This is a genomic window from Companilactobacillus allii (genome assembly GCF_001971585.1).
Classification (GTDB): Bacteria; Bacillota; Bacilli; order Lactobacillales; family Lactobacillaceae; genus Companilactobacillus; species Companilactobacillus allii.
In genome coordinates this window covers 1,981,368-2,002,661 of record NZ_CP019323.1, presented here as the reverse complement: position 1 = coordinate 2,002,661, position 21,294 = coordinate 1,981,368, and the positions used below count along the sequence as shown (strand labels likewise).

The 21,294-nt window shown below is 33.4% G+C and carries 20 protein-coding genes; 8 read left to right on the top strand and 12 right to left on the bottom strand.

Annotated features, from left to right (window positions below; genetic code table 11):
• Nucleotides 1-44 precede the first annotated feature (44 nt).
• The 3 genes from BTM29_RS09865 to BTM29_RS09855 form a co-directional block, all read right to left on the bottom strand.
• A complete protein-coding gene (locus BTM29_RS09865) occupies nucleotides 45-521 on the bottom strand; it encodes a PTS sugar transporter subunit IIA (RefSeq protein ID WP_076616892.1) in 477 nt (158 codons plus the stop codon).
• A gap of 21 nt (nucleotides 522-542) precedes the next feature.
• Nucleotides 543-1,571, bottom strand: a complete 1,029-nt coding sequence (locus BTM29_RS09860; RefSeq protein ID WP_076616888.1) for a MupG family TIM beta-alpha barrel fold protein — start codon at nucleotides 1,569-1,571, stop codon at nucleotides 543-545.
• Between the two features lie 85 nt (nucleotides 1,572-1,656).
• Nucleotides 1,657-2,217, bottom strand: a complete 561-nt coding sequence (locus BTM29_RS09855; protein ID WP_076616884.1) for an Ada metal-binding domain-containing protein — start codon at nucleotides 2,215-2,217, stop codon at nucleotides 1,657-1,659.
• Between the two features lie 77 nt (nucleotides 2,218-2,294).
• Here BTM29_RS09855 and BTM29_RS09850 point away from each other — a divergent pair, with 77 nt between their 5' ends.
• The 5 genes from BTM29_RS09850 to BTM29_RS09830 all read left to right on the top strand — a co-directional run bounded on the left by BTM29_RS09850 (nucleotide 2,295) and on the right by BTM29_RS09830 (nucleotide 7,394).
• A complete protein-coding gene (locus BTM29_RS09850; RefSeq protein ID WP_076616880.1) occupies nucleotides 2,295-2,807 on the top strand; it encodes a methylated-DNA--[protein]-cysteine S-methyltransferase in 513 nt (170 codons plus the stop codon).
• The gene (locus tag BTM29_RS09845; protein ID WP_076616877.1) at nucleotides 2,794-3,570 is read left to right on the top strand and encodes a Cof-type HAD-IIB family hydrolase; all 777 of its coding nucleotides are present in this window, start codon (nucleotides 2,794-2,796) and stop codon (nucleotides 3,568-3,570) included. Before BTM29_RS09850 ends, BTM29_RS09845 begins: the two co-directional genes overlap by 14 nt.
• 135 nt (nucleotides 3,571-3,705) lie before the next feature.
• Complete coding sequence (locus BTM29_RS09840; RefSeq protein ID WP_076616873.1) at nucleotides 3,706-4,356, top strand: TetR/AcrR family transcriptional regulator; 651 nt, start codon at nucleotides 3,706-3,708, stop codon at nucleotides 4,354-4,356.
• 227 nt (nucleotides 4,357-4,583) lie between these two features.
• Nucleotides 4,584-6,392 carry a DNA helicase RecQ gene (gene recQ / locus BTM29_RS09835; RefSeq protein WP_083685979.1) on the top strand — a complete coding sequence of 603 codons (1,809 nt, stop codon included), beginning with the start codon at nucleotides 4,584-4,586 and terminating at the stop codon, nucleotides 6,390-6,392.
• Between the two features lie 141 nt (nucleotides 6,393-6,533).
• Nucleotides 6,534-7,394: a metallophosphoesterase family protein gene (locus BTM29_RS09830; RefSeq protein ID WP_076616867.1), complete on the top strand. Its 861-nt coding sequence runs from the start codon at nucleotides 6,534-6,536 to the stop codon at nucleotides 7,392-7,394.
• Between the two features lie 676 nt (nucleotides 7,395-8,070).
• On the opposite strand, the gene BTM29_RS09825 is transcribed toward BTM29_RS09830, so the two are convergent.
• Nucleotides 8,071-9,273, bottom strand: coding sequence for a CAP domain-containing protein (locus BTM29_RS09825; protein ID WP_076616864.1), 1,203 nt, complete (start codon nucleotides 9,271-9,273; stop codon nucleotides 8,071-8,073).
• A 126-nt stretch (nucleotides 9,274-9,399) separates the two neighbouring features.
• The gene (locus tag BTM29_RS09820) at nucleotides 9,400-10,266 is read right to left on the bottom strand and encodes a DegV family protein (RefSeq protein WP_076618887.1); all 867 of its coding nucleotides are present in this window, start codon (nucleotides 10,264-10,266) and stop codon (nucleotides 9,400-9,402) included.
• A gap of 192 nt (nucleotides 10,267-10,458) precedes the next feature.
• Between BTM29_RS09820 and BTM29_RS09815 the strand changes: the two genes are divergently transcribed.
• The gene (locus BTM29_RS09815) at nucleotides 10,459-12,111 is read left to right on the top strand and encodes an Rqc2 family fibronectin-binding protein (protein ID WP_076616861.1); all 1,653 of its coding nucleotides are present in this window, start codon (nucleotides 10,459-10,461) and stop codon (nucleotides 12,109-12,111) included.
• Nucleotides 12,112-12,118: 7 nt separating this feature from the next.
• Here BTM29_RS09815 and BTM29_RS09810 read toward each other — a convergent pair whose 3' ends face one another.
• The 7 genes from BTM29_RS09810 to BTM29_RS09780 all read right to left on the bottom strand — a co-directional run bounded on the left by BTM29_RS09810 (nucleotide 12,119) and on the right by BTM29_RS09780 (nucleotide 19,691).
• The gene (locus tag BTM29_RS09810; protein ID WP_076616858.1) at nucleotides 12,119-14,521 is read right to left on the bottom strand and encodes an ATP-binding protein; all 2,403 of its coding nucleotides are present in this window, start codon (nucleotides 14,519-14,521) and stop codon (nucleotides 12,119-12,121) included.
• Entirely contained in the window at nucleotides 14,515-15,603 is a 1,089-nt protein-coding gene (locus BTM29_RS09805; RefSeq protein ID WP_076616855.1) for a carbamoyl phosphate synthase small subunit, read from the bottom strand. The genes BTM29_RS09810 and BTM29_RS09805 overlap by 7 nt, the downstream gene beginning before the upstream one ends.
• 25 nt (nucleotides 15,604-15,628) lie before the next feature.
• Nucleotides 15,629-16,156 carry a bifunctional pyr operon transcriptional regulator/uracil phosphoribosyltransferase PyrR gene (gene pyrR, locus BTM29_RS09800; RefSeq protein ID WP_076616852.1) on the bottom strand — a complete coding sequence of 176 codons (528 nt, stop codon included), beginning with the start codon at nucleotides 16,154-16,156 and terminating at the stop codon, nucleotides 15,629-15,631.
• A 108-nt stretch (nucleotides 16,157-16,264) separates the two neighbouring features.
• Nucleotides 16,265-17,179: an RluA family pseudouridine synthase gene (locus BTM29_RS09795; protein WP_083685978.1), complete on the bottom strand. Its 915-nt coding sequence runs from the start codon at nucleotides 17,177-17,179 to the stop codon at nucleotides 16,265-16,267.
• Complete coding sequence (gene lspA, locus BTM29_RS09790; RefSeq protein WP_083685977.1) at nucleotides 17,163-17,624, bottom strand: signal peptidase II; 462 nt, start codon at nucleotides 17,622-17,624, stop codon at nucleotides 17,163-17,165. The genes BTM29_RS09795 and lspA overlap by 17 nt, the downstream gene beginning before the upstream one ends.
• Nucleotides 17,624-19,306 carry a formate--tetrahydrofolate ligase gene (locus BTM29_RS09785; RefSeq protein WP_076616849.1) on the bottom strand — a complete coding sequence of 561 codons (1,683 nt, stop codon included), beginning with the start codon at nucleotides 19,304-19,306 and terminating at the stop codon, nucleotides 17,624-17,626. Before BTM29_RS09785 ends, lspA begins: the two co-directional genes overlap by 1 nt.
• Nucleotides 19,290-19,691: an EbsA family protein gene (locus BTM29_RS09780; RefSeq protein ID WP_076616845.1), complete on the bottom strand. Its 402-nt coding sequence runs from the start codon at nucleotides 19,689-19,691 to the stop codon at nucleotides 19,290-19,292. The genes BTM29_RS09785 and BTM29_RS09780 overlap by 17 nt, the downstream gene beginning before the upstream one ends.
• Before the next feature lie 27 nt (nucleotides 19,692-19,718).
• Between BTM29_RS09780 and BTM29_RS09775 the strand changes: the two genes are divergently transcribed.
• Complete coding sequence (locus tag BTM29_RS09775; protein ID WP_076616841.1) at nucleotides 19,719-20,111, top strand: reverse transcriptase-like protein; 393 nt, start codon at nucleotides 19,719-19,721, stop codon at nucleotides 20,109-20,111.
• Between the two features lie 75 nt (nucleotides 20,112-20,186).
• A complete protein-coding gene (locus BTM29_RS09770; protein ID WP_076616838.1) occupies nucleotides 20,187-21,200 on the top strand; it encodes a lipoate--protein ligase in 1,014 nt (337 codons plus the stop codon).
• The last annotated feature ends 94 nt before the right edge of the window (nucleotides 21,201-21,294 follow it).

Sequence of the window (21,294 nt, the reverse complement as noted above, 5' to 3'; positions counted from 1 at the left end):
TATACCCTAAAGACACGATAAATTAATAATATAAGTAGGCCTCACTACAAGTTGACAGTTAGGACGTAGTCACTAGAATTGATTTGTCTTGAATCAAAAGTTGATATGTCTTTAACCAGTTTCATATTGGTAATTATAGTCATAACTGTGGCAGACTTGTTTGCTAATTTCAATTTATTTAGATCCATAGTTGCTATTGATTGACCAGCAGTTATTTTTTCACCATCTTTAGCTAATATATTAAATGGAGCTCCTTTTAGTTCAACGGTATCAATACCAAGATGGAGCATTATATTTAACCCATGTTTACTTTTAATAGTTATGGCGTGTTTAGTGGGGAAGATAGTTCCAATTATTCCATTGACTGGTGAAACAATCTGACCATCACTAGGTTCAACTGCGAATCCATCGCCAATCATTTTCTCTGAGAATACCGGATCGCTTACATCAGCTAATTGAAGTAACTGTCCATCGATAGGTGATACTAATTTCTCAGATTTCTCTTTTGAAAAGAATCTCATATATCATATTCCTTTTGTTGTTTAATTTATTATTTTAAATGCAGTACCAGCATCAATATAAGATAGTAATTTTAAGTCACTTGTAGCTATTTGGCCCAGAACATTAACATTTTTATTAGCTGGTAGTGTACGTGTAGTGATTTGTATCTCTCCCATATATTCACCATATTGGTTATTGTCGATCGTAACGGTTCCAAAGGAGCGTTTAGTATTATTCGTTGGTTTTATATCTTTATTGTTTAATGTTCTACTTTCAACTAAACGGATTACATCTCGAGCAGGATCTAATCGATTATGAAAAAGAGTGCTTATTAAATAAGGTGGGATACCAATTTTGGTATTGGTCATGTGTAGTGGGATGACTTTGTCGTTAAAGTAACTGTAAAACAATTCTTGATGTTTAGTATCTAGATATGGATCACCGACAAAGACTTTATCAGTTTTGAGTTTATCTAATTCAATAGCTGAAATCAATGGATCAATTGTACGGTGACGTTCCAGAGTTGGTAATCCCTTATAGTTAGTATTAGAAGTGTTAGTTCCAGGTATGAAGGCTTGAGTAGTTAAACCAATATTTTTCAACCAACGGTTCTTTTGAGCAAACCAGGTTAAGTCCAGTCCAGTTTCGGGATGAGGATAATAATTATTCCAGGCTTCTAATTTGTTGAAATTAACATGTAATGAATTTAATTTTTGGATCGTTTCTCTAGTTATCGTACTAGCATTTAGAGCTATGCTAGTTTTTTTAGTCAACTCAAATATTTCCTCAGGATTAAAACCTTCACTCAATCTTAATGAAACATGAGGTATTAAATGGTCAGGAATTTTGTGTATAGAATATTTATTGACATCGATCATTAAATGCAAGTCATACTTGTTAGCTAATTCAAATAAATCCTGTAATTTATTTTCGTATTCAGATTCACTATCTTCAAGGTGCATAGGCACAGCAGTGAAGATCTCAGAGAATCCTGCTTTTTTCATGTTATTGAAGTATTCTTCAGTTTGACTATTGATATTTTGATTTAAATAAAATGAGAATCCGAGCATAAGTACCCCTCTTTGAAAAGACTTAATTGTTATATGATATTATGTTTAAAATAATATCATATAAGTTATTCCTTTTATTATCAGTTTAAAGGTTTGATAGTTTATTTAGTCTATATTGATCAGGAGTTATGAAAAAATTATGTTTAAAGACAGTACTGAAGTAAGTATCACTGGAGAATCCAATTCTTATGGCAATGGATTTAATAGTCAAGTTTGATTCAACCAGTAATTTTTTTGCATGAACAAGTCTTATTTGGGTAAGATATTGTGAGGGTGATTGTAAGCATTCCTTTTTAAATGTTTTTTGGAGATGAAAGGGACTACCGTGACATTCCTCCGCGATAATGTTTAAAGTAAGTTTTTTTTGGTAATTATTATCTATAAAGGTTTTAATCTCATGTACCCAAGCATCATTTGGAACACTGCCAGTTGGTTGACATCTTTTACAAGGTCTAAATCCCTGATTTATTGCTTCAAGGGATGTCTTGAATATACAGACATTTCCTTTTGAAGGATTTTTTGAAGGACAAGATGGTTTACAAAATATTTTTGTGGTTTTAACACCATAGTAAAATGTTTTGTCGGCTTTCTGATTATTATTTATAATAGAATTCCATCTGTTTTTGGTTAAAGGATATTTTTTCATATAACCTCCTAATGTAATGGCAACATTTTTAAATGAATTATAGCTTATAATTGGGATATCGAAAAGTAGGTGTGAATATGAATAAAACAATTTATTATCAAAAGATAATTATCAAGGATCATTCATATATGATTGGTGCTACAAAGAATGGATTATCTTTTGTTGGATCAAGGGATAGTAATCTAACGGAATTGATATCCTTTTATCCCAATACTAAAATAATTGAAGATGAGGATATTTGTAGTGAATATTCTAAACAATTAAGTGAGTATTTGTCTGGTGAACGGACAAAATTTGATTTGAAATTAGATTTAGTAGGAACAAAATTTCAAAGAATAGTTTGGCGAGAAGTTAAAAGTATTGATTATGGTCATATTTGCTCATATACCGATATAGCTAATAATATAGGTAATCCTAAGGCAGTTCGTGCAATAGGTACAGCAGTCGGAAGAAACCCGGTGTTAATGGTCATTCCTTGCCACAGAGTACTAACTAAAGATGGTAAGCTAGGTGGTTATCGTGGAGGATTGAATATGAAACGTGATCTTTTGGAATTAGAGAGGTGTGAAGTTAATAATGGGAAAATATAAAGTTGCCTTTTTTGATATAGATGGTACCTTGGCTGGACATAGAACTAAAGAAAATACATCAATTTTAGATAGAATACCAGATTCAGCTAAATTGGCTTTAAAAAGATTACGTGAAGAAAAAATTGAACCAGTAATTGCTACAGGAAGAAACGTTGGAATGGTCAAAGATATTTTGTCAGAGCTTGACGTAAAAAGCTTTATTGCTAATAATGGCAGATATGTCGTATTCGATGATGAAGTGATCTTTCATGATACGTTCACTAATGAATACCTTGAAAAAGTAGTTAACTATTTTGATTCTAAAAAAATCGAATATTGTTTTGAAACGGTTAATAAATTATATGTATATGAGGACTCTAATTTTTTAGGTGACGGGTCAATGCAATTAGAAAGAATTGAGCGTGGAACTTTCCCTGAGAAGGTTATTCAATTGATTGTTATGAATGATAAAGAAATTGGCGAGTCAGTGCCCATTGATGGAGTGAAGATGTTAAAAGTCGCACCTAATGTGTTTGATATTACGATGGATGAGTCTAGTAAGGCAATTGGTATAAAGAAGGTCCTCTCCAATATGAATATAGAATCAAAAGATGCTATAGCTTTTGGGGATGAGATCAATGATTTGGCAATGTTTGAAGAAGTGGGGTATTCAGTAGCCATGGGAGATGGCAATCCAAAGGTACAAAAAGTAGCAAGTTATGTTACCAGTGGTGTTTATGACGACGGTATATTTAATGCCTGTAAACATCTTGGCCTAATTTAATAGTCTGATGTGTTCGTTAGTTATTATTTACTTTTGGATAAATTTGAAGTATTATATTTGATAACATGAGTGATTGGTCACTTACTGTATCTGCTGTATTAATTTTTTGATAGTTTGGATTAGAAAGGTATAAAAATGTCTAATGATATAGTATTTAAAGATTTGAACGATTGGATAGAGAACAGTGATATGCCAAATGGTAAACGTAAAGTTTTACAAGCAGCAATTAAACTATTTTCAATTCAGGGATTCAATGGTACTTCAACGTCTGAAATTGCTAAGGAATCAGGAATGAGTCAAGCTACCATTTTTAAGTATTTTAAATCTAAAGATGATTTATTGTTGGCGATTATCACGCCTATTATCGAAAGGATAATTCCAACCTATGGCGAAAACTTTTTTAACGAATTTTCTACAAGTAGTACAAGTTTAAAAGAAATGATCCATTTTGCAATATTTGATCGCTATAGTTTTATGGTCAATAATAAAGATGCAATATTGATTTTACTTTCAGAGGTATTAGTGAATCCTAAGGTAAAGGATATGATTGTTAGTAGCTTATTAGTTAAAATAAATAAGTTTATAAATATTGCATGGACATCAATTAAAAACACTGGTGAAATAAGGGATGATATCGACTTTATTGCGTTTGTTAGACTAGCGATGGGACAACTAGCATTTTATTTTTTACAAACTCAAAAATTTTCAAATCTTAATGATAAAGAACAAATAGAAAAAGATTTAGATAATATTGTACAAATGGTTTTTAGAGCAGTTAAAAAATAGTATTATTAGATTTTAAATGACAAAAGGCTGTGACAAGCTTCATTTCTCCAAATTTTTCCGCTTAATAAAAATAAGTAGACATCCACTTACGTGAATATCTACTTATTTTGCATTATACTCGAAAGTTGAACGCGTATTTTCACACTCTTTTTTTGCATCAAATTATGTATGAAAGTATGACTCGTGATATGCTAGTAAATGTACTTTTTAAATGAGGAGTAATTAAATTGGATCCGCAATCAGTCTTAAAAGATGTCTTTGGTTATGACAATTTTCGACCAGGACAAGGGAAAATAATTAATCATGTTTTAAATGGTGATCGTACTTTGGGTATTATGCCAACAGGTGGTGGAAAATCTGTTTGCTACCAACTTCCAGCAATTATGTTTGATGGTTTAACATTAGTAGTTTCGCCATTAATATCGTTAATGAAGGATCAAGTTGATAGTTTGAACGAAATGAATATCCCAGCTACCTTTATTAACAGTACTCTCGATTACCGTGATCAAGAGGAACGTATGCGTTACATTGAATCAGGAGCCGTAAAATTATTGTATGCTGCTCCTGAGCGTATCGAGAATCCTGAATTTTACAGTTGGTTAGTGCAATTACCTATTGATTTAGTATCTATTGACGAAGCTCATGTTTTGTCTGCCTGGGGCCATGATTTTCGCCCTAGTTATTTAAATATCATTGAATCCTTGAATAAATTACCTAGTAATCCATCATGGTTGGCATTGACTGCAACAGCAACAAGTCGTGTTCAAGATGATTTAGTCGATATATTGAATATTCCAGAAGAAAATATTGTGAAGACTGGTTTTGCTAGAGATAATATTGCTTTAAAAATAGAGCGTGGTGTAAGTAAATTATCATATGTCTTAAATTATGTTAAATCTCACATTAATGAGTCTGGAATTATTTATGCTGGAAGACGCAAAGATGTTGATACAATTTATGAATATCTTAATTCTCATGGTGTAAAGGCCGGTAGATATCATGCTGGTCTTGATGATGAAGAAAGACATCGGCAGCAAGAAGACTTTTTATTTGATGAAGTAAATATTATTGTTGCCACAAATGCATTTGGAATGGGTATAAATAAGACCAACGTGCGTTATGTGATTCATTTTACTATTCCAGGTACAATTGAAAGTTACTACCAAGAAGTGGGTAGGGCAGGGCGAGATGGACTACCAGCGGAAGCTATCTTGCTATATACACCAGCGGATCTGGGACTTCATAGGTTCTTCATTGATCAATCTGAAGCCGATGATGATTATAAACAAAGTTTGAATGAAAAATTACGAGAAATGAATCAATATGCGATGACGGAAGTATGTTTGATGCGCTATATTTTAAGATACTTTGGTGAAATCACAGATAAGAATTGTGGTCATTGTTCCAACTGCCTAGATAATAGGGAGACCACTGATGTTACACATGATTCTCAAAAGGTATTGAGTTGTGTAGTAAGAATGGATCAGAAGTATGGTAAAAAGGTCTTAGGCCGCGTTTTAGCTGGAAAGGCTGACGTTGCGAATGATTGGCGTAATTTTGGTAAACTATCAACATTTGGATTAATGCACGATTGGACATTAAAATCTATTAATGAATTTATTGAATATTTAACCGCAAATGGATATTTGATGACGACAGGTGGTCAATATCCGCTACTTAGGTTGACTAAGAAGGGTGTTTTGGTATTAAAGGGTGAGGCTACTGTAGCTAGAAGATTGGTAGTTGTAGCCTCTGGTCCGGTTAAAGAAATTGCAAATGATGGAACCTATGATACTAACTTGTTTGAAAAATTACGTAAATTGCGTATTGATATTGCACATGCACAAGATGTACCACCATTTGTTATTTTTTCTGATAAATCATTACGTGATATGTCACAAAAAATGCCTCAAAATTCAAACGAATTCTTGGCTGTTAATGGTGTTGGTAACGCAAAACTTGAACGATACGGTCAAAGATTTATCGAAACAATAAAAGAATATGAAAATGAAAAAAATGAAGAAGTCAAAAATTAAAGATTGGTAAAAAAGCCAATCTTTTTTATTTGAATTAAACGTAAAATTAAATGTTTTACGAAAACATAAAAACAAAAATCAACAATTTGACCAAACGTGACCCTACCACTATACTTTTCACAACTGAAAAGAGATGAAAAAATGACAAAAATAGCACTATTATCAGATATCCATGGTAATATTACCGCTCTTAAAGCGGTAATTAATGATTTAAAAAAAGAAAATATCGAAGAATCTTGGTATTTAGGAGACCTATTAATGCCAGGCCCTGGAACAAATGAACTATTTGATCTATTAGATTCAGCAAATACCACTATATTATTGCGTGGTAATTGGGACGACTTTATATTTGATGATGTCAGCAAGTTAACAAAACGTGATTTAGATGACCCTGTGACGCCTTATATTCTTATGTTGATGAAGTATACACTTGAAAATACCAGCAAAACCAATTTAAGAAGACTTAAAGACGCACCCATATCAACCAGTGCCGTTGTTAATGGATCTAGAATTTTGCTGACACATAATCTAATTCATAAGAATTATGGTCATGAATTACTTCCATATCAGGAACAGGCGCATTTTGACGACCTGTTCGCCAATAAAGACTATGACTTGTCCATTTATGGCCATACACACCATCAGATAATGCGTACTAGTAGCAAAGATCAATTGATAATTAATCCTGGTTCAATTGGGCAGCCATATACTGAACGTCTTAGGTTTAGAACAGATAGACGTGCTCAGTACGCAATCATTGATATTGATGAGTATGGTTATTCTAGTATTGAATTTAAAAAGGTCTCATATGATATTAGACATGAGCTTCATTTAGCTAGACAGATGAAACTGCCATATTATGAACTGTATGAGAAGCTGTTTACTGAAGGAATTGCATATACACACAATCAACCAGCTTTAAAAAAGTATATGGATATGTATGGATATAGAGATATTGCAATGAAATTTTATGATGAACTTAAAAACGGTAAATCTATTTAGATTTATCTTAAAATAATAGCTTCGTATAATATATATTATGTAACCTTAGATTTGAAAATAGCTTTTACTTCAACAATCTCGAATTTCGATCAGATAATAAGAATTTATAGCGAGTCATTAGATTTGCCCTTCTCTTCTTACATTAGCAAATTAAACCCTTTAATTGTTTAGTCTAGTAATTATTTATAAATATTCATTGGTTCTTAAATTATGTTTAGATTTGCTACTGAGTAAAACTTTATTGAATAAATAAAGTTGAGTTGCTAATGTTTATGGTTAAATCCTTGATCAGTAAATGTGGATTAGTGTATTATCGAATGTTTAACAGTATTAGTTTTTATAATTTCGTCTCACAAGGACAGATTCTTATATCCATTTAGAATCTGTCCTTGTCTTTATAAGCAGGTGTATACGCATCAGGTATTCCATACTATTTTTTACGATTCTAGGTAGTTTGATATTCTGCTTGAGTTGTTTCGAGGTCTGGGGTATGCTTATTTTCTGTTTTTGATTTTTTATTGTTATGTTTTCGTAAAACATATATTATAACTAAAAAACGTTTTCCTACGATCGATTATTTTTTATTCTTGATTTAATTTAGTGAATTTTTATAAATAGCCACAAAAAAAAGACACCAATAGGCATCTTTTGTAATAATATTAAATTAAAAGTTGATTTAAGCACCTGTAAGGTCTGCTTTAGTTAACCATGCATTAGTTCCGATACGATACATTTTAACACCTGTTACGGCGTTTGTTGAGCGTCTATCGGTTATCCATTGCGAACCTTTAGCTACGGTTCTAGATGTTGCATTACCATCATCACCATAAATCACTGTATCTTTAGTTGCAGTGATTACTGTTCCTGACAAAAACCTTGCCCAAGGTGTGACATCATCTGCGACCACAAAGCCATTATTACTTACATGATAATAGAAAGTATTATTCATAACAGCAATCATATCTGCGGCCCATGAACTATTAGGTGATAAAGTAACACTCGTTTTGTTTCCATATCTATCATAAACTGGAGTATCAGCATTATTAGTTGTTACCCCACCACGTAGATCTAATGTTGTATATCCATCTCTATCGGTATAATCTGCACTTTTTTTCTTTGAATCTACAAGATCATAATTGGATGCATTTGAATAATCGTTTTCATTAGTCAAATAATAACTATATAAATCACTTGTACTATATCTACTATGAGCAGCTTGATCATTACCCATTTCTTGTGAGAAGTAAACCATACCGTTAGATCCAACACTAACACCAATACCTACATAATTAATGTATGGATTCAGCATGTTCTTTCTATGACCGTAATTAGGCTGTGGGTCATAATTCTCACTATAGAATTCAGCTGTTATTTTTTGGGCGATTGTAGTTGCATCAGTTGTACCAAGCATAGTATATGGCATTTGTGCAATATTTTCTTCTGCATCCAAGTTATAAGGATACATACTTGATGAATTCCACCCTGCATGATCATCTACACCAGAAGAAGTGAAACTATCAGTTCTAGCTTGAGCGTAGCTATCTAGCACACTTACAGATGCTAGATTACTCAATCCATTTTGTGCACGTAAATTATTCAATTCAGAAAGCATAGCGTTCTTAACAGCTTGAACGTTAATATCTTGTGCAGATTGAATAGTTGCAGCAGTAGCTGTATTTGTCTGTGCTGCCGTAGTAGAATCATCAGAACTTGATACGACCTGATTATCACTATCATCTTGTGCATTAGTGGCTGTGGCAACTGCGGTGCTTGTATCAGTTGATGCTGTATCAGCCAAAGCAATTGTTCCGCCAAAGCTGGTACTCATCAACACACCTGCTGCCAATAGTAAGGCTACTTTTTTCGTGTTAGAAAACATAATAATCCCCTTTTCTTAATGTATAGCTATATTAATTCTACATTAAATAAAAATTAAATAAAGACTTATTCGATACAATTATTTTAAACTATTGAGATAAAATAAAAAAGCCTTAAGGGCTTTATATTAAGATTTATCAAAATCCCGTATCCAAGCAATTGCTAATGCATCTTTTCCAAGGTGTGCTCCAATGACTGGTCCAAAATAAGAACGATCTACAGTTAGACTAGGGTGTTCTTCTTTAAGCTGTTTTGCCCACTCATCCCCCGACTCAGGATCATCAGCATCAATAACCAACAAGCGTAATGGATATTCAGAATCTTCGATTGCTTGATTCAATTTATCCTCGGCTTTTGATTTAGCTTTTTTTAAAGATCTTACCTTATCATAAGCAACTATTTTATGTGATTCATCATCAAACTCTAAAAGTGGCTTAATATTCAACATTGTACCAATTACTGCTGAAGTATTTGACAATCTACCACCCTTGACTAAATTCTTCAAATCATTAACAACGAAAGATTCTCCAATAGAATCACGTAAAGTGTTCAATCTTTCCATAATTGCTTTTAAATCTATATTTTCTTGTGCCATACGTGCTGCCTCTTGAACCATGTAGCCCATTAGGCGTACAGTAATCCATGAGTCATACACAACTACATTAATATCCTCTATAGTATCAGCTGCCGCTTTGAGATTATTGACGAATCCAGATATAGTACTTGCCAAATGTATAGAAATTACGGTATCATAGCCTTCTTTGGCCAGACTTCTATAAAGATTCATCATTTCACCAACTGATGGTTGTGCTGTTGATGGTAATTCAGGCGAGTTTTGCAGCAATTCATAAAATTGTGATGTAGTAATATCAATATCTTCGCGATAAGTTTTAGTATCAAATACTACTTCTATCGGCACTACTGTTATATGATATTTATCGACGATGTTTTTTGGTAAATAAGATGTGCTGTCTGTTACAATGGCTATTTTCATAAATTTATCAATTCCTTGTTTGCTTACGTTTAATGATTGTACAACCATTAGATTATATCATATTCGTTAAGGAATTTTTATTTACACTGAAAAAATCGATATCTGTTTCAGAAATTAATATTTTTCATAATATTAATTTTGCCAAATTTATCTCTGAACCATATTAAAGAATTATAGAAAGGAACTAATTACATGTCATTTGATGGAATGTTTACTCACGCAATGGTAAACGAATTAAAAGATAATCTACAAGGTGGACGGATTGCTAAAATTCAACAACCGTTTGCTAACGAATTGATTTTGACCGTTAGAAGCAACCGTAAAAACCAACAGCTACTTCTTTCAGCTCACCCTAGCTACGCTAGAATTCAAATAACAAAACAGCCCTTTGCTAATCCAGCAAAACCGGCGACTTTTGTAATGTCGTTAAGAAAATATATCACTAGTGCAATTGTTCAAGATATCCGTCAGTTAAATAACGATCGTGTTGTAATGATTGATCTAAGTGCAAAAAATGAACTTGGAGACATACACGAATTCACTATGACTATCGAAATAATGGCTCGACACAGCAATATTTTCTTGATCAACAAGGAAACAGGAAAAATCATTGATCTTGTTAAACGTGTCTCACCTGAAAATAATAGTTTCCGTGGGCTACTACCAGGAGACGATTACAAATTACCACCTGCACAAAATAAGATTAATCCATTTACAGCTTCTTCAAGCGATTTCTCAGGAATGAATGATGCTAAAGATATCCGACAAAAATTTGAAGGAATCGGAATAGATACTTCAAACGAAATGGCTAAATTAGACAACATCCCTGAATTCATCACCGAATACAACAATGTTGATCCTAATACCGCCAACATGATATCTAACAAAAAGTTGAATTTTCTACCTATCTTATTCCCTAACACATCAGAAGTCGTAAATACCTACCCTACCCTTAGTGACTTGTTGGATAGTTATTATATTGATCGTGCTAGAATTGATCGTATTGAGCAACAGACAAAGTCAATTACCAATCGATTAGATATTATTTTGAAAAAAGATAAGTCTAAGGTCAAAAAGCTCAATAAACAATTAGAGCAGACTAATATAATGGATGAGTACAAGTTATATGGTGAATTACTCACTACTTATATGTCACAGGTCAAGCGTGGTACAAAGTCAATAACTCTGACTAACTACTACAACAATGAAGAAGTTACTATAAAACTTAATCCAGAACTTTCTCCATCTGACAATGCTCAAAGGTATTATAAGAAGTATCGTAAACTTCAAAACTCAATTCCTCATATTAACGAGCAATTGGAAATCACGACTGGTGAAGTTAATTATCTTGAATCTGTTCTTGCATCCCTAGAATATGTAGATATAGAAGATGTGGACGGTATAATTGAAGAACTGATCGATTCTGGATATATCAAAAAGCGTAAGCGTAATGGACGTAAAAAGCGTAAGAAAAAGATCGGTGAATCATTTAAGTCCTCAAATGGAATTGATATTTTAGTTGGTAAGAATAATTTGGAAAACGATCAGTTAACAATGAAGTTATCACAAAAAAATCATTATTGGTTCCACGTTAAAGATATTCCAGGTTCACACGTTATACTAAAAACTAGTGATCCAGATGAACAATCAATAGTAGAAGCCGCAACTATTGCCGCATACTATTCAAAAGCTCGTGATTCATCAAAGGTCCCAGTTGACTATGTTCAAATCAGAAATATTCGTAAGCCAAATGGTGCAAAACCGGGTTACGTTATCTTTGAAGGTCAAAAGACTATCTTAGTCGACCCCAATAGAGAACTAGTTAGTAATCTAAAAGAAGATTAGCCAATGGCTAATCTTCTTTTTTTAGTTTATTCAATTGTTCCTTCATATCATCATAAGCTAGTAAATTGTACTTCTTATCATCAATAGTAAGTAAATAGCGGTCATCACAATTTTGAAACACCTCTTGAAGTGTTTTATTATCATCTATCTTATTACCAAGGATCAATTTGACTAGCGTATCAATCACATGAACTGAACTTGCCAATTCATGTCTAATAATATCGTTAGTCATCCCTTGATATAACCTAGTAACAATCCAATGCCCATTACTTTTAGAGAACTCAAAATTAAAGACATTAACATCATTTTGATTTTCTAGTTCTCGCTCTATTAATTCAGATAAAGCACTACGATCCTCTATAGACAGAAAGTTATTATATGAACTGACTTCAAAAGAATGCTTATCTTGATCTTCACGATAAATTAATGAAGGTACTAAGTAATTATTGCCATCTGTAACTACCATCGCCCTAATGGAAATACTAGTTGAAATAGCAATATCTTTTAACTTTTTAGAACTAATTTGGAAAACATTTGAATTATCATCTACATCACTCAAATGCCTTGAGAAATCAATTATTTTAAAAATACTGTCTTCAGGAATTAAGCCTAATTCTTTCATTTCCATATAAGGATCATCTATTTCAATGACTTTTTCACGCATAGATAACGGTGCTGTCCAAGGTTCACGTCCAATCACTACCGCCTCTAGTCCATTTTGATCAATAGACTTAATCAACTGCGTTAAAACAAACTGTCTAACTAAAATATCTGTCTTCGAAGTTATTATCGGAGATCTAACAATGATCTTATTCTTATCGTTCAATTCCAAATCAGAATCTATTCCCGAAGTAACAAAAAAATTCTGATTATTATAGTTTCTATTTGAGACTGATATTGAACGTTTACTCTTAACTACAGACTTTGTAACTATATCGTCTGTATCAAGTAAAACCTTACTCTGGCCAATATTTTTAATTCCCATCTCAACTAGTCGTTCTACATTATCTTTGGTAACTTCGTCGTTATCGATAACTTCAAACGTTTTTCTAATATTATTTAATACACTCAAATACGGCATAGTAATTCCAGTTATCTCTGAAAGTACTGGCATCTCAAATTTTCTTCTCAACGCTTCAAGCAAGACGTCTAACATCCAATTGGTTGGATGAATTATTTTTTCAAAAAGTTCATCATCATCCAATTTCTCCAATATATCATGTCGCTTCGAATTATTATTCAACTTATCATTTAAGGCACCTTTATTGAATACCTCTTCAACACTAAATCCATTGACAACAATACTAGAATTAGAGGTCTTACTGGGTCCTAAATACTCTTGTTTATCAGTACCCCATTGAGGAAAGCGTGATGTTATATGATCAACAAATGGCTCAGATGCACCATTAAAAACACGTCCTCCGTCAAGTTGCAGTTTATCCAAATGATATCCAAGTGCAAGTTCTACAACACTTGTGGCAATTGGATAACTTGTCGCATATTCTAGAAATTTTGTCTCTTCACTAAGTCTTGGAATAAACTCAGTAATAAAGTACTCATTTGTCTTATGATTATATGCAAAATGCACTGTACATATCCCAACGATATCAAACGCTCTAGCAAGCTTCAAAGATGCCGAACGCATCCGTTGTAATTTAGAATCATTCAACGATATTGCAGGTGAGATCAAATTCGAATCCAAATGATGAATACCAATAGGCTCAATATCCTCGATCGTACCGATCAAAGCAGTATTATCAAACATATCGCGTACGACTGTAAATGAATACTCACTAAATCCTCTAATACTACGTTCGATTTCAATCCTAGTATCATCAACATCACCTATGGCCATAAAATTATCTAGTTCAAATAGATTATTTATATTAGTCCAACCACTAGAATGACGATTTGAATATCTTCTTCTTGCAATAATTGGAAAACCAATCGACCGAATAAAACTATAGATCTCTTTTTCATCATCTGATGAAATAAAATTAATTACCGGTAACTTATTTTCAGTTAATTTCTTAATGAATAATTCTCGTTTAAAGGTTGCTAAGGATGCCATATAATTCGAACCAAGAATTTTTACATTACCGATCTTGCCATTCAAACTTGAAACAATACCTAAGGCATTACGATCACCAACTGTAGGTAATACAGCATCGGGGTGATATTCATTGATAAAATTCAACACGTGTTCGCCAGTTACACGTTCAACCACTATCCTATCGAAAAACTTACCTGACGAAAGAAGCGACGTTGGGTCTTCAACAATTACAGATATTTTGTAGCCGAGTTGATGCAAGATTTCGACGGTATCATAAACGGCCGTTGATAGATCAACATTCTTATCACTAGTTGTTGGGCCGATAATTAGTATACTGTGAGGCTCATTTTCTACCATTGATCTCTACTCCCATCATCTTGAAATTTAATTGAATCTATCAAATCAATGAATTCATCAAAAACATAATATCCATCATTAGGTCCAGGTGCGGCTTCTGGTTCAAATAACACACACATGATTGGTAGATATTCATGTCTAATACCTTCAATGCTACCGTCGGCAACACAAATATTCGTTACGATGAAATCAGAAGAACCAATGTACTTTTGATCTATAGTATACGAATGATTATGATTAACAAAATCAATCTTGCCACTGGCAACTTCTTTAACTGCTAGTGACGATTCATGATGTGGTTGATCCAATTTGACTATCTTACAGTCATTAGCAAGTGCAATTAATAAGTTCCCCAGTCCGATACCTAAAATTGGGTATTTTTTTTGTAAAATCTTTATTGTTTCAATGGTTTGTGGGATATCACTAGGTGATCCTGGTCCGTTTGAAAAAATAATTCCATCTGGATGTAGATTTTCAATCTCTTCTGGTGTGGAATTATAGTTAACGATCACAGAATTACAGTCACGATACGACAATTGACGAAGAATTGAATATTTTAATCCTAAATCTACCACAACAATCTTTATTCCCATGTTGGGATTAGGATATGACTGTCTTGTCGAAACACGTTTAACAAGGTCAGGAGGCAAAACTAGTGCTTTTATTTGATCAATTGCATGTTCATCGTGAGTATCCATAATGCTAGCTTTCATTTCTCCATATTCAGCAATATGCTTGGCTAAAGCACGGACATCAACGTTTTTAATACCAGGAATACCTAATCCTGTGATCCAATCACCAAAAGAGATTGAACCATCGATTGTTGTATGGCTGGAAGACCCAATAACAACACCTTTGCATTGTGAATTGATTGACTCATAAAAATCACGATTGATACCAGAACTACCGATTGAGGGTATCGTAAAAGCCAGAATTTGGCCCTCAGCATCTGGATCAGTTACTGATTGCTCAATTCCGGTACGATTATTAGATATTATTAATTGTCCAGTAGTTATAACAGAGGATCCAAATCCCACACCGGGGAAGACGGTTCCATCTTCTAAAATTAAATAACGCTTCATTAAAAAGCAACTCCCCTAAACTAAATTACTCGATTTCGATTTTATCTTCTCCATCGATTTCTTTCATGGAAACTTTTATTTTTTCTTTTTGAGAAGTAGGAATATTTTTGCCAACAAAGTCAGCACGAATTGGCAACTCACGATGTCCACGATCTACCAATACTGCCAAAGATATTTTCTTAGGACGACCAACTGTCATGAGTGCATCCATTGCCGCACGAATTGTTCTACCTGTATACAAAACATCATCTGTCAGAATAACATGTTTATCATTAATGTCTACATCAAGTGGTTGTGGTGTTACTTCAAGAGGATTCTTTTCCTCATTAGTAACATCATCCCTATATGGCGTTATATCTAATTCAGCAACCGGGATACTGATATTCTCCAATTGTTTTAAACGAGATTCAATTCTATGCGCCACATAAACTCCTCGAGTTTTTATTCCCACTAATACTAAATCATCAATTCCCTTATTTCGTTCAATAATTTCATAAGTAATACGAGTTAGTGCACGTGTCATTGTTTGCCCATCAATTATCTCTTTAGCCATAATTATTCTCCTCTTCTTTAAAAAAACACCCACATTTTGATTAGTGTGAGTGTTTTAAATATGATCCTCACATAACTAAATTCAGATTATAGCACAACTACTAGTGTGTCAACCGCGTAATTCCTTTAAGGTATCAAGGAATATTTTAGGTGGCTCAACTGAGAATTGCATCCACTCATGTGTTCTTGGATGTTCAAATCCAAGTGTTTTCGCATGAAGAAATTGTCCATTCCCCTCTAGTGTGTTCTTAGGTCCATACAATGGATCTCCAGCTACTGGATGTCCGATGTATTGCATATGTACTCTAATTTGATGAGTACGACCTGTTTCTAATTTTAATTTAAGTAGTGAGTAATTTTCGAATTGTTCCAAAACCTCAAAATGAGTAACTGCATTACGACCATCGTCAACAACGGCTTGTTTCTTACGATCATACTTTGAACGGCCTAATGGAGCATTTATCTTCCCCTTAGACTCTTCAAAACCACCATGGACGATTGCGACATACTCTCTGAGATTAGTCTTTTCCTTTAGTTGTTTCATCAATGATCTCTTAGCCAAATCATTTTTTGCAACCATCAATAAACCTGATGTATCTTTATCGATCCGATGCACAATACCTGGACGAACCATATCATCATCGTTAATTTTACTGTGATACAAAATGGCATTAACTAAAGTACCATCACGATGTCCAGCTGCTGGGTGAACTACCATCCCTTGTGGCTTATTAACCACCAAAACATCTTCATCTTCGTAAATGACATCTAGTGGTATATCTTGTGGAACTGCCTTCATTGGTTTTTCTTCAGGAATAACCAATGTTATCTTATCACCGTGTTTAAGCTTCATACCAGCTTTGGTAGCAGTTTCTCCATTTACTAAGATATTTTCGTCTTTAATAAACTTTTGAATTTGTGAACGAGTGAAATCTTCTAGATTCTCACTCGCAAAATTATCTAATCTAGCTTTTTTAGTATCGTTAAATACTAATTCTATTGGTTCATCAGTTATTTTTGTCACCTTCTGTCATAAATATTAAAGAAATAATAATCAATATAACTCCTATTGTAATATACGTATCAGCTAGATTAAAAATTGGAAAATTGATGAAATCTAAACTGAACATATCTATTACATAATGATGTGTAAATCTATCTATTGCATTCCCTATTGTACCAGATAATAAGAATAACAATGAAAAACGGTATACATAATCTTTTTTATCAGACTTAATAAATAAATAAAGTAAAATTATTACTGCCACAATGGTAACTATGTAGAAGAAAATCATTTTTCCCTCTAACATGCTCCATGCTGCTCCGGTGTTTGTAATATGAGTTAGAGACAAAATACCCGGAATGAATTCATGAAACGACAATGTGGGGATGTTAGTAGCAACATAATACTTCAATGACTGATCACCAACGATTAATCCAATGAACAAAACAATATAAACGATCGGCACTAGAATAACCCGCTAATTCTGCCGTCATTGTCAACATCCATATTTAATGCGGCCGGTTTCTTTGGTAAGCCTGGCATTGTCAAGACATTACCAGTTAATACAACTATAAATCCTGCTCCAAGTTTAGGAACAATTTCTTTAACATGTAAAGTAAAGTCACGAGGAGAACCCAATTTCTTTGGATCATCACTCAATGAGTATTGCGTTTTGGCAATACATATTGGTAAATCATCCCAAGCGTTATCTTTTAATGACTGTAATTGTCGTGTTGCCTTAGCACTGTATTCGACATTATTAGCTCCGTATACTTCAGAAGCAATAGTATCTATTTTTTCAACAGTAGGCTGAGCATCTTCATATAAGCGATTATAAGTTGATTCTTTATCAGCAGTTCTAACTACCATCTTAGCTAGATTAATACCACCCTTAGAACCCTTGTGATGAATGTCAGCGACTGACACTTCAACTCCAAGCTCATCACAAAGTGATTGTAAAAGCTTTATCTCATTATCAGTATCAGTTTCAAATTTATTGATTGCTACAACAACAGGTATATGATAATATCTCATATTTTTAACATGACGCTTAAGATTCTTAAATCCAAGGTTTAAAGCATTTAAATTTTCATCTTGTAAATCTGCTAACTTCTGACCACCATTGTATTTGAGAGCTCTTATAGTCGCAACGACAACGATTAAATTAGGTGCATGATCAAGCTTTGGAGTAACGATATCCATAAACTTCTCACCACCAAGATCAGCACCAAAACCAGCTTCAGTGATTGTATAATCGCCTAATTTCATAGCTAATTTAGTAGCAAGGATACTATTACATCCATGAGCAATATTAGCAAAAGGACCACCGTGGACAATTGCTGGAGTATTTTCTAGTGTTTGCACTAAATTTGGTTTCAAAGCATCTTTTAGCAACATCGTAATGGCGCCTTCAACATGCAAATCACGAACAAATATCGGCTTTTTGTCATATGTAAAGGCAATCAAAATATTTGAAATACGTTCCTTTAAATCATCAATATCTTGTGACAAGCACAACACAGCCATTAATTCACTGGCTACAGTAATATCAAAATGATCCTCACGTGGAATAGAGTTAGCTGGACCACCAAGGCCTATTGTGATATTACGCAAGGCACGATCATTTATATCTAATGCTCTTTTCCAAATAATTCTTCTAGGATCAATCTTTAATTCATTGCCTTGATGCAAATGATTATCGATTAAAGCCGCCAAAGTATTGGTGGCACTAGTTAAAGCGTGCATATCACCCGTAAAATGTAAATTAATATCTTCCATTGGAACTACTTGAGCGTATCCACCACCAGTAGCACCACCCTTCATACCCATAACTGGGCCCAAAGATGGCTCACGTAATGCTAGAATTGACTTCTTACCAATTGCACGTAATGAATCCGCAAGTCCTATAGCAACCGTAGATTTGCCTTCTCCAGCTGGTGTCGGATTAATAGATGTAACTAAAATCAGTTTGCCATTATCTTGCTCAGTAGCCTTTTTGATCCCACTAGCAGAAATCTTAGCCTTATAATGTCCATATGGTTCTATATCACTAGAATCAAGTCCAACACTTTGAGCTATTTCTTCAATATTTTTCATATTTTCATGTTCATTAATTTGAGCTATTTCAATATCACTTGGAAATGCCATTATCTCCACCCGCTTCTTTCTTAATTCCCTTTAAAATTTTCGTAGTTGAAGTGACCCTCAACGGAAAATAATCACGATTATCAAATAAAAATTCGATAGTCAATTTATTAATTGTTTCTATTTTGACATCTGTTCGATTAAACACACGTGCTTTATAATAATTAGGTTCCTTAATTATGATCTTGCCATCATCAAACTTCACCCAGGAATTAGTTACAATATAAATTACGAAAACTATTCCCAAAATCCATACAAGAAATGGAATGAAGCTAAAACTAAATATTTCTAGCTGTAAAATCACTCCCAAACACAGAATACTAAACGCAAGTGACCACACAATAATTCCCCATGAGCCCGTGGGTTGAACAAAAAATTTCTTTGACATATCTACTCCTGAAAGGTTTTTAATAAGATGATTAAATTGTACACCGACGCTGGTTTAAATACTAATTTAAATCTTGCTGCCACTTCATACGTAATAAAATATAATGACCAAATTATCAAGCACGTTGAACAGCAACAACCACTCGATAATCACTATCTAGAATTCTTAGCCTTGAAACTGGCCTTAGACGATATGAACAGACAACATATCAATGACGATATCTTATTCATTCACTCTGATAGTAAAATTTTAACAGATAGTATTGATAAACTTTATTCTAAACATTACCAAGCTATCTTAGATCCAATTCTAGAAAGTCTAACCAAATTTCCATCTTACTTTGTTAAACATATTTCCGATAAAGATAATAACACTGCACATAGTCTAATTCATCAAGAACTAATTAAACTCCGAAAGTAAATGTTTTTAATGTTCCCTTTGTGAAATTTGTGATACTATTAAATCGCTTACAAAATTACTTAAGGGGGCACTTTTATGTACTATGTTGTAATGAAAGATCGTGACATTCGTGATAATTTGGCAACTGAACAATATTTAATGAACAATGTTGAATTTGACGAACCATTAGTTTTATTTTATATCGAAGGACCATGTATCATCGTTGGGCGAAATCAAAACACAATGGAAGAGATTAACCCTGATTATATAAAGGATAATAATATTACAGTTACACGTCGTTTATCTGGAGGCGGTGCTGTATATCAAGATCTTGGTAATCTTTGTTTCAGTTTCATGGTTGATTCAGATGACAGTAACTTTGGCGATTTTAAATCATTTACTCAACCTATTATCGATGCATTGCATCAAATGGGTGCAACTAGTGCCGAAGTATCTGGTAGAAACGATCTACTAGTAGATGGTAAGAAATTCTCCGGTAATGCAATGTACTCAAGAAACGGGAAAACATTCTCACACGGTACACTTTCACTTGATGTTGACCTTGATGTCTTGACTAAGGCACTACACGTTCAAAAGGATAAGATTGCTTCTAAAGGCATCAAATCGATCAGAAGTCGTGTTACAAATGTACGTCCCTACCTTGCTAAAGAATATCAAGATTTAACTACTGAACAATTCCGTGACAAATTACTGTTGGAACTATTCCACGCTAACTCCTTAGACGAGATCAAAGATCACGAGTATATCGTTACTCCAGAAGATCAAAAAGAAATTGATAAGCTGAAGGAACAATATTACTACAATTGGGATTGGGTTTATGGAAAATCACCTAAATTCACTGCTAAACAAAGAAAGCACTTTGACATGGGTACTGTTGATGTACGTTACAATGTTGAAGATGGAAAAATCGACACCGCAGAAATATATGGTGATTACTTCGGTATGAAAGATGTTACTGAGATTAAAGAAAAGTTGGTCAATACTAAGTTTGATCGTGATGAAATCCTTTCAGTACTAAAAGGATTCAACTTGGATGATTATTTCAAGGGTATCCCACAAGATCAATTAACTACATTATTTACTCCATAATTTTATTTACTTAAATTTAAAGCAGGTTGATTATTCAATTATCGAATAATCAACCTGCTTTTTTATGATATTATTATTTTTGAGGGAGAACAAT

What these genes read in the sequence shown, in the direction of transcription:
- BTM29_RS09845 (WP_076616877.1), top strand. Translation starts at nt 2,794, where the DNA reads ATGGGAAAATATAAAGTTGCCTTTTTTGATATAGATGGTACCTTGGCT.
- BTM29_RS09830 (WP_076616867.1), top strand. Translation starts at nt 6,534, where the DNA reads ATGACAAAAATAGCACTATTATCAGATATCCATGGTAATATTACCGCT.
- BTM29_RS09785 (WP_076616849.1), bottom strand. Translation starts at nt 19,306, where the DNA reads ATGGCATTTCCAAGTGATATTGAAATAGCTCAAATTAATGAACATGAA.
- BTM29_RS09815 (WP_076616861.1), top strand. Translation starts at nt 10,459, where the DNA reads ATGTCATTTGATGGAATGTTTACTCACGCAATGGTAAACGAATTAAAA.
- BTM29_RS09780 (WP_076616845.1), bottom strand. Translation starts at nt 19,691, where the DNA reads ATGTCAAAGAAATTTTTTGTTCAACCCACGGGCTCATGGGGAATTATT.
- BTM29_RS09860 (WP_076616888.1), bottom strand. Translation starts at nt 1,571, where the DNA reads ATGCTCGGATTCTCATTTTATTTAAATCAAAATATCAATAGTCAAACT.
- BTM29_RS09850 (WP_076616880.1), top strand. Translation starts at nt 2,295, where the DNA reads ATGAATAAAACAATTTATTATCAAAAGATAATTATCAAGGATCATTCA.
- BTM29_RS09810 (WP_076616858.1), bottom strand. Translation starts at nt 14,521, where the DNA reads ATGGTAGAAAATGAGCCTCACAGTATACTAATTATCGGCCCAACAACT.
- BTM29_RS09820 (WP_076618887.1), bottom strand. Translation starts at nt 10,266, where the DNA reads ATGAAAATAGCCATTGTAACAGACAGCACATCTTATTTACCAAAAAAC.
- BTM29_RS09855 (WP_076616884.1), bottom strand. Translation starts at nt 2,217, where the DNA reads ATGAAAAAATATCCTTTAACCAAAAACAGATGGAATTCTATTATAAAT.
- BTM29_RS09770 (WP_076616838.1), top strand. Translation starts at nt 20,187, where the DNA reads ATGTACTATGTTGTAATGAAAGATCGTGACATTCGTGATAATTTGGCA.
- BTM29_RS09775 (WP_076616841.1), top strand. Translation starts at nt 19,719, where the DNA reads ATGATTAAATTGTACACCGACGCTGGTTTAAATACTAATTTAAATCTT.
- BTM29_RS09865 (WP_076616892.1), bottom strand. Translation starts at nt 521, where the DNA reads ATGAGATTCTTTTCAAAAGAGAAATCTGAGAAATTAGTATCACCTATC.
- BTM29_RS09805 (WP_076616855.1), bottom strand. Translation starts at nt 15,603, where the DNA reads ATGAAGCGTTATTTAATTTTAGAAGATGGAACCGTCTTCCCCGGTGTG.
- BTM29_RS09840 (WP_076616873.1), top strand. Translation starts at nt 3,706, where the DNA reads ATGTCTAATGATATAGTATTTAAAGATTTGAACGATTGGATAGAGAAC.
- BTM29_RS09825 (WP_076616864.1), bottom strand. Translation starts at nt 9,273, where the DNA reads ATGTTTTCTAACACGAAAAAAGTAGCCTTACTATTGGCAGCAGGTGTG.
- pyrR (WP_076616852.1), bottom strand. Translation starts at nt 16,156, where the DNA reads ATGGCTAAAGAGATAATTGATGGGCAAACAATGACACGTGCACTAACT.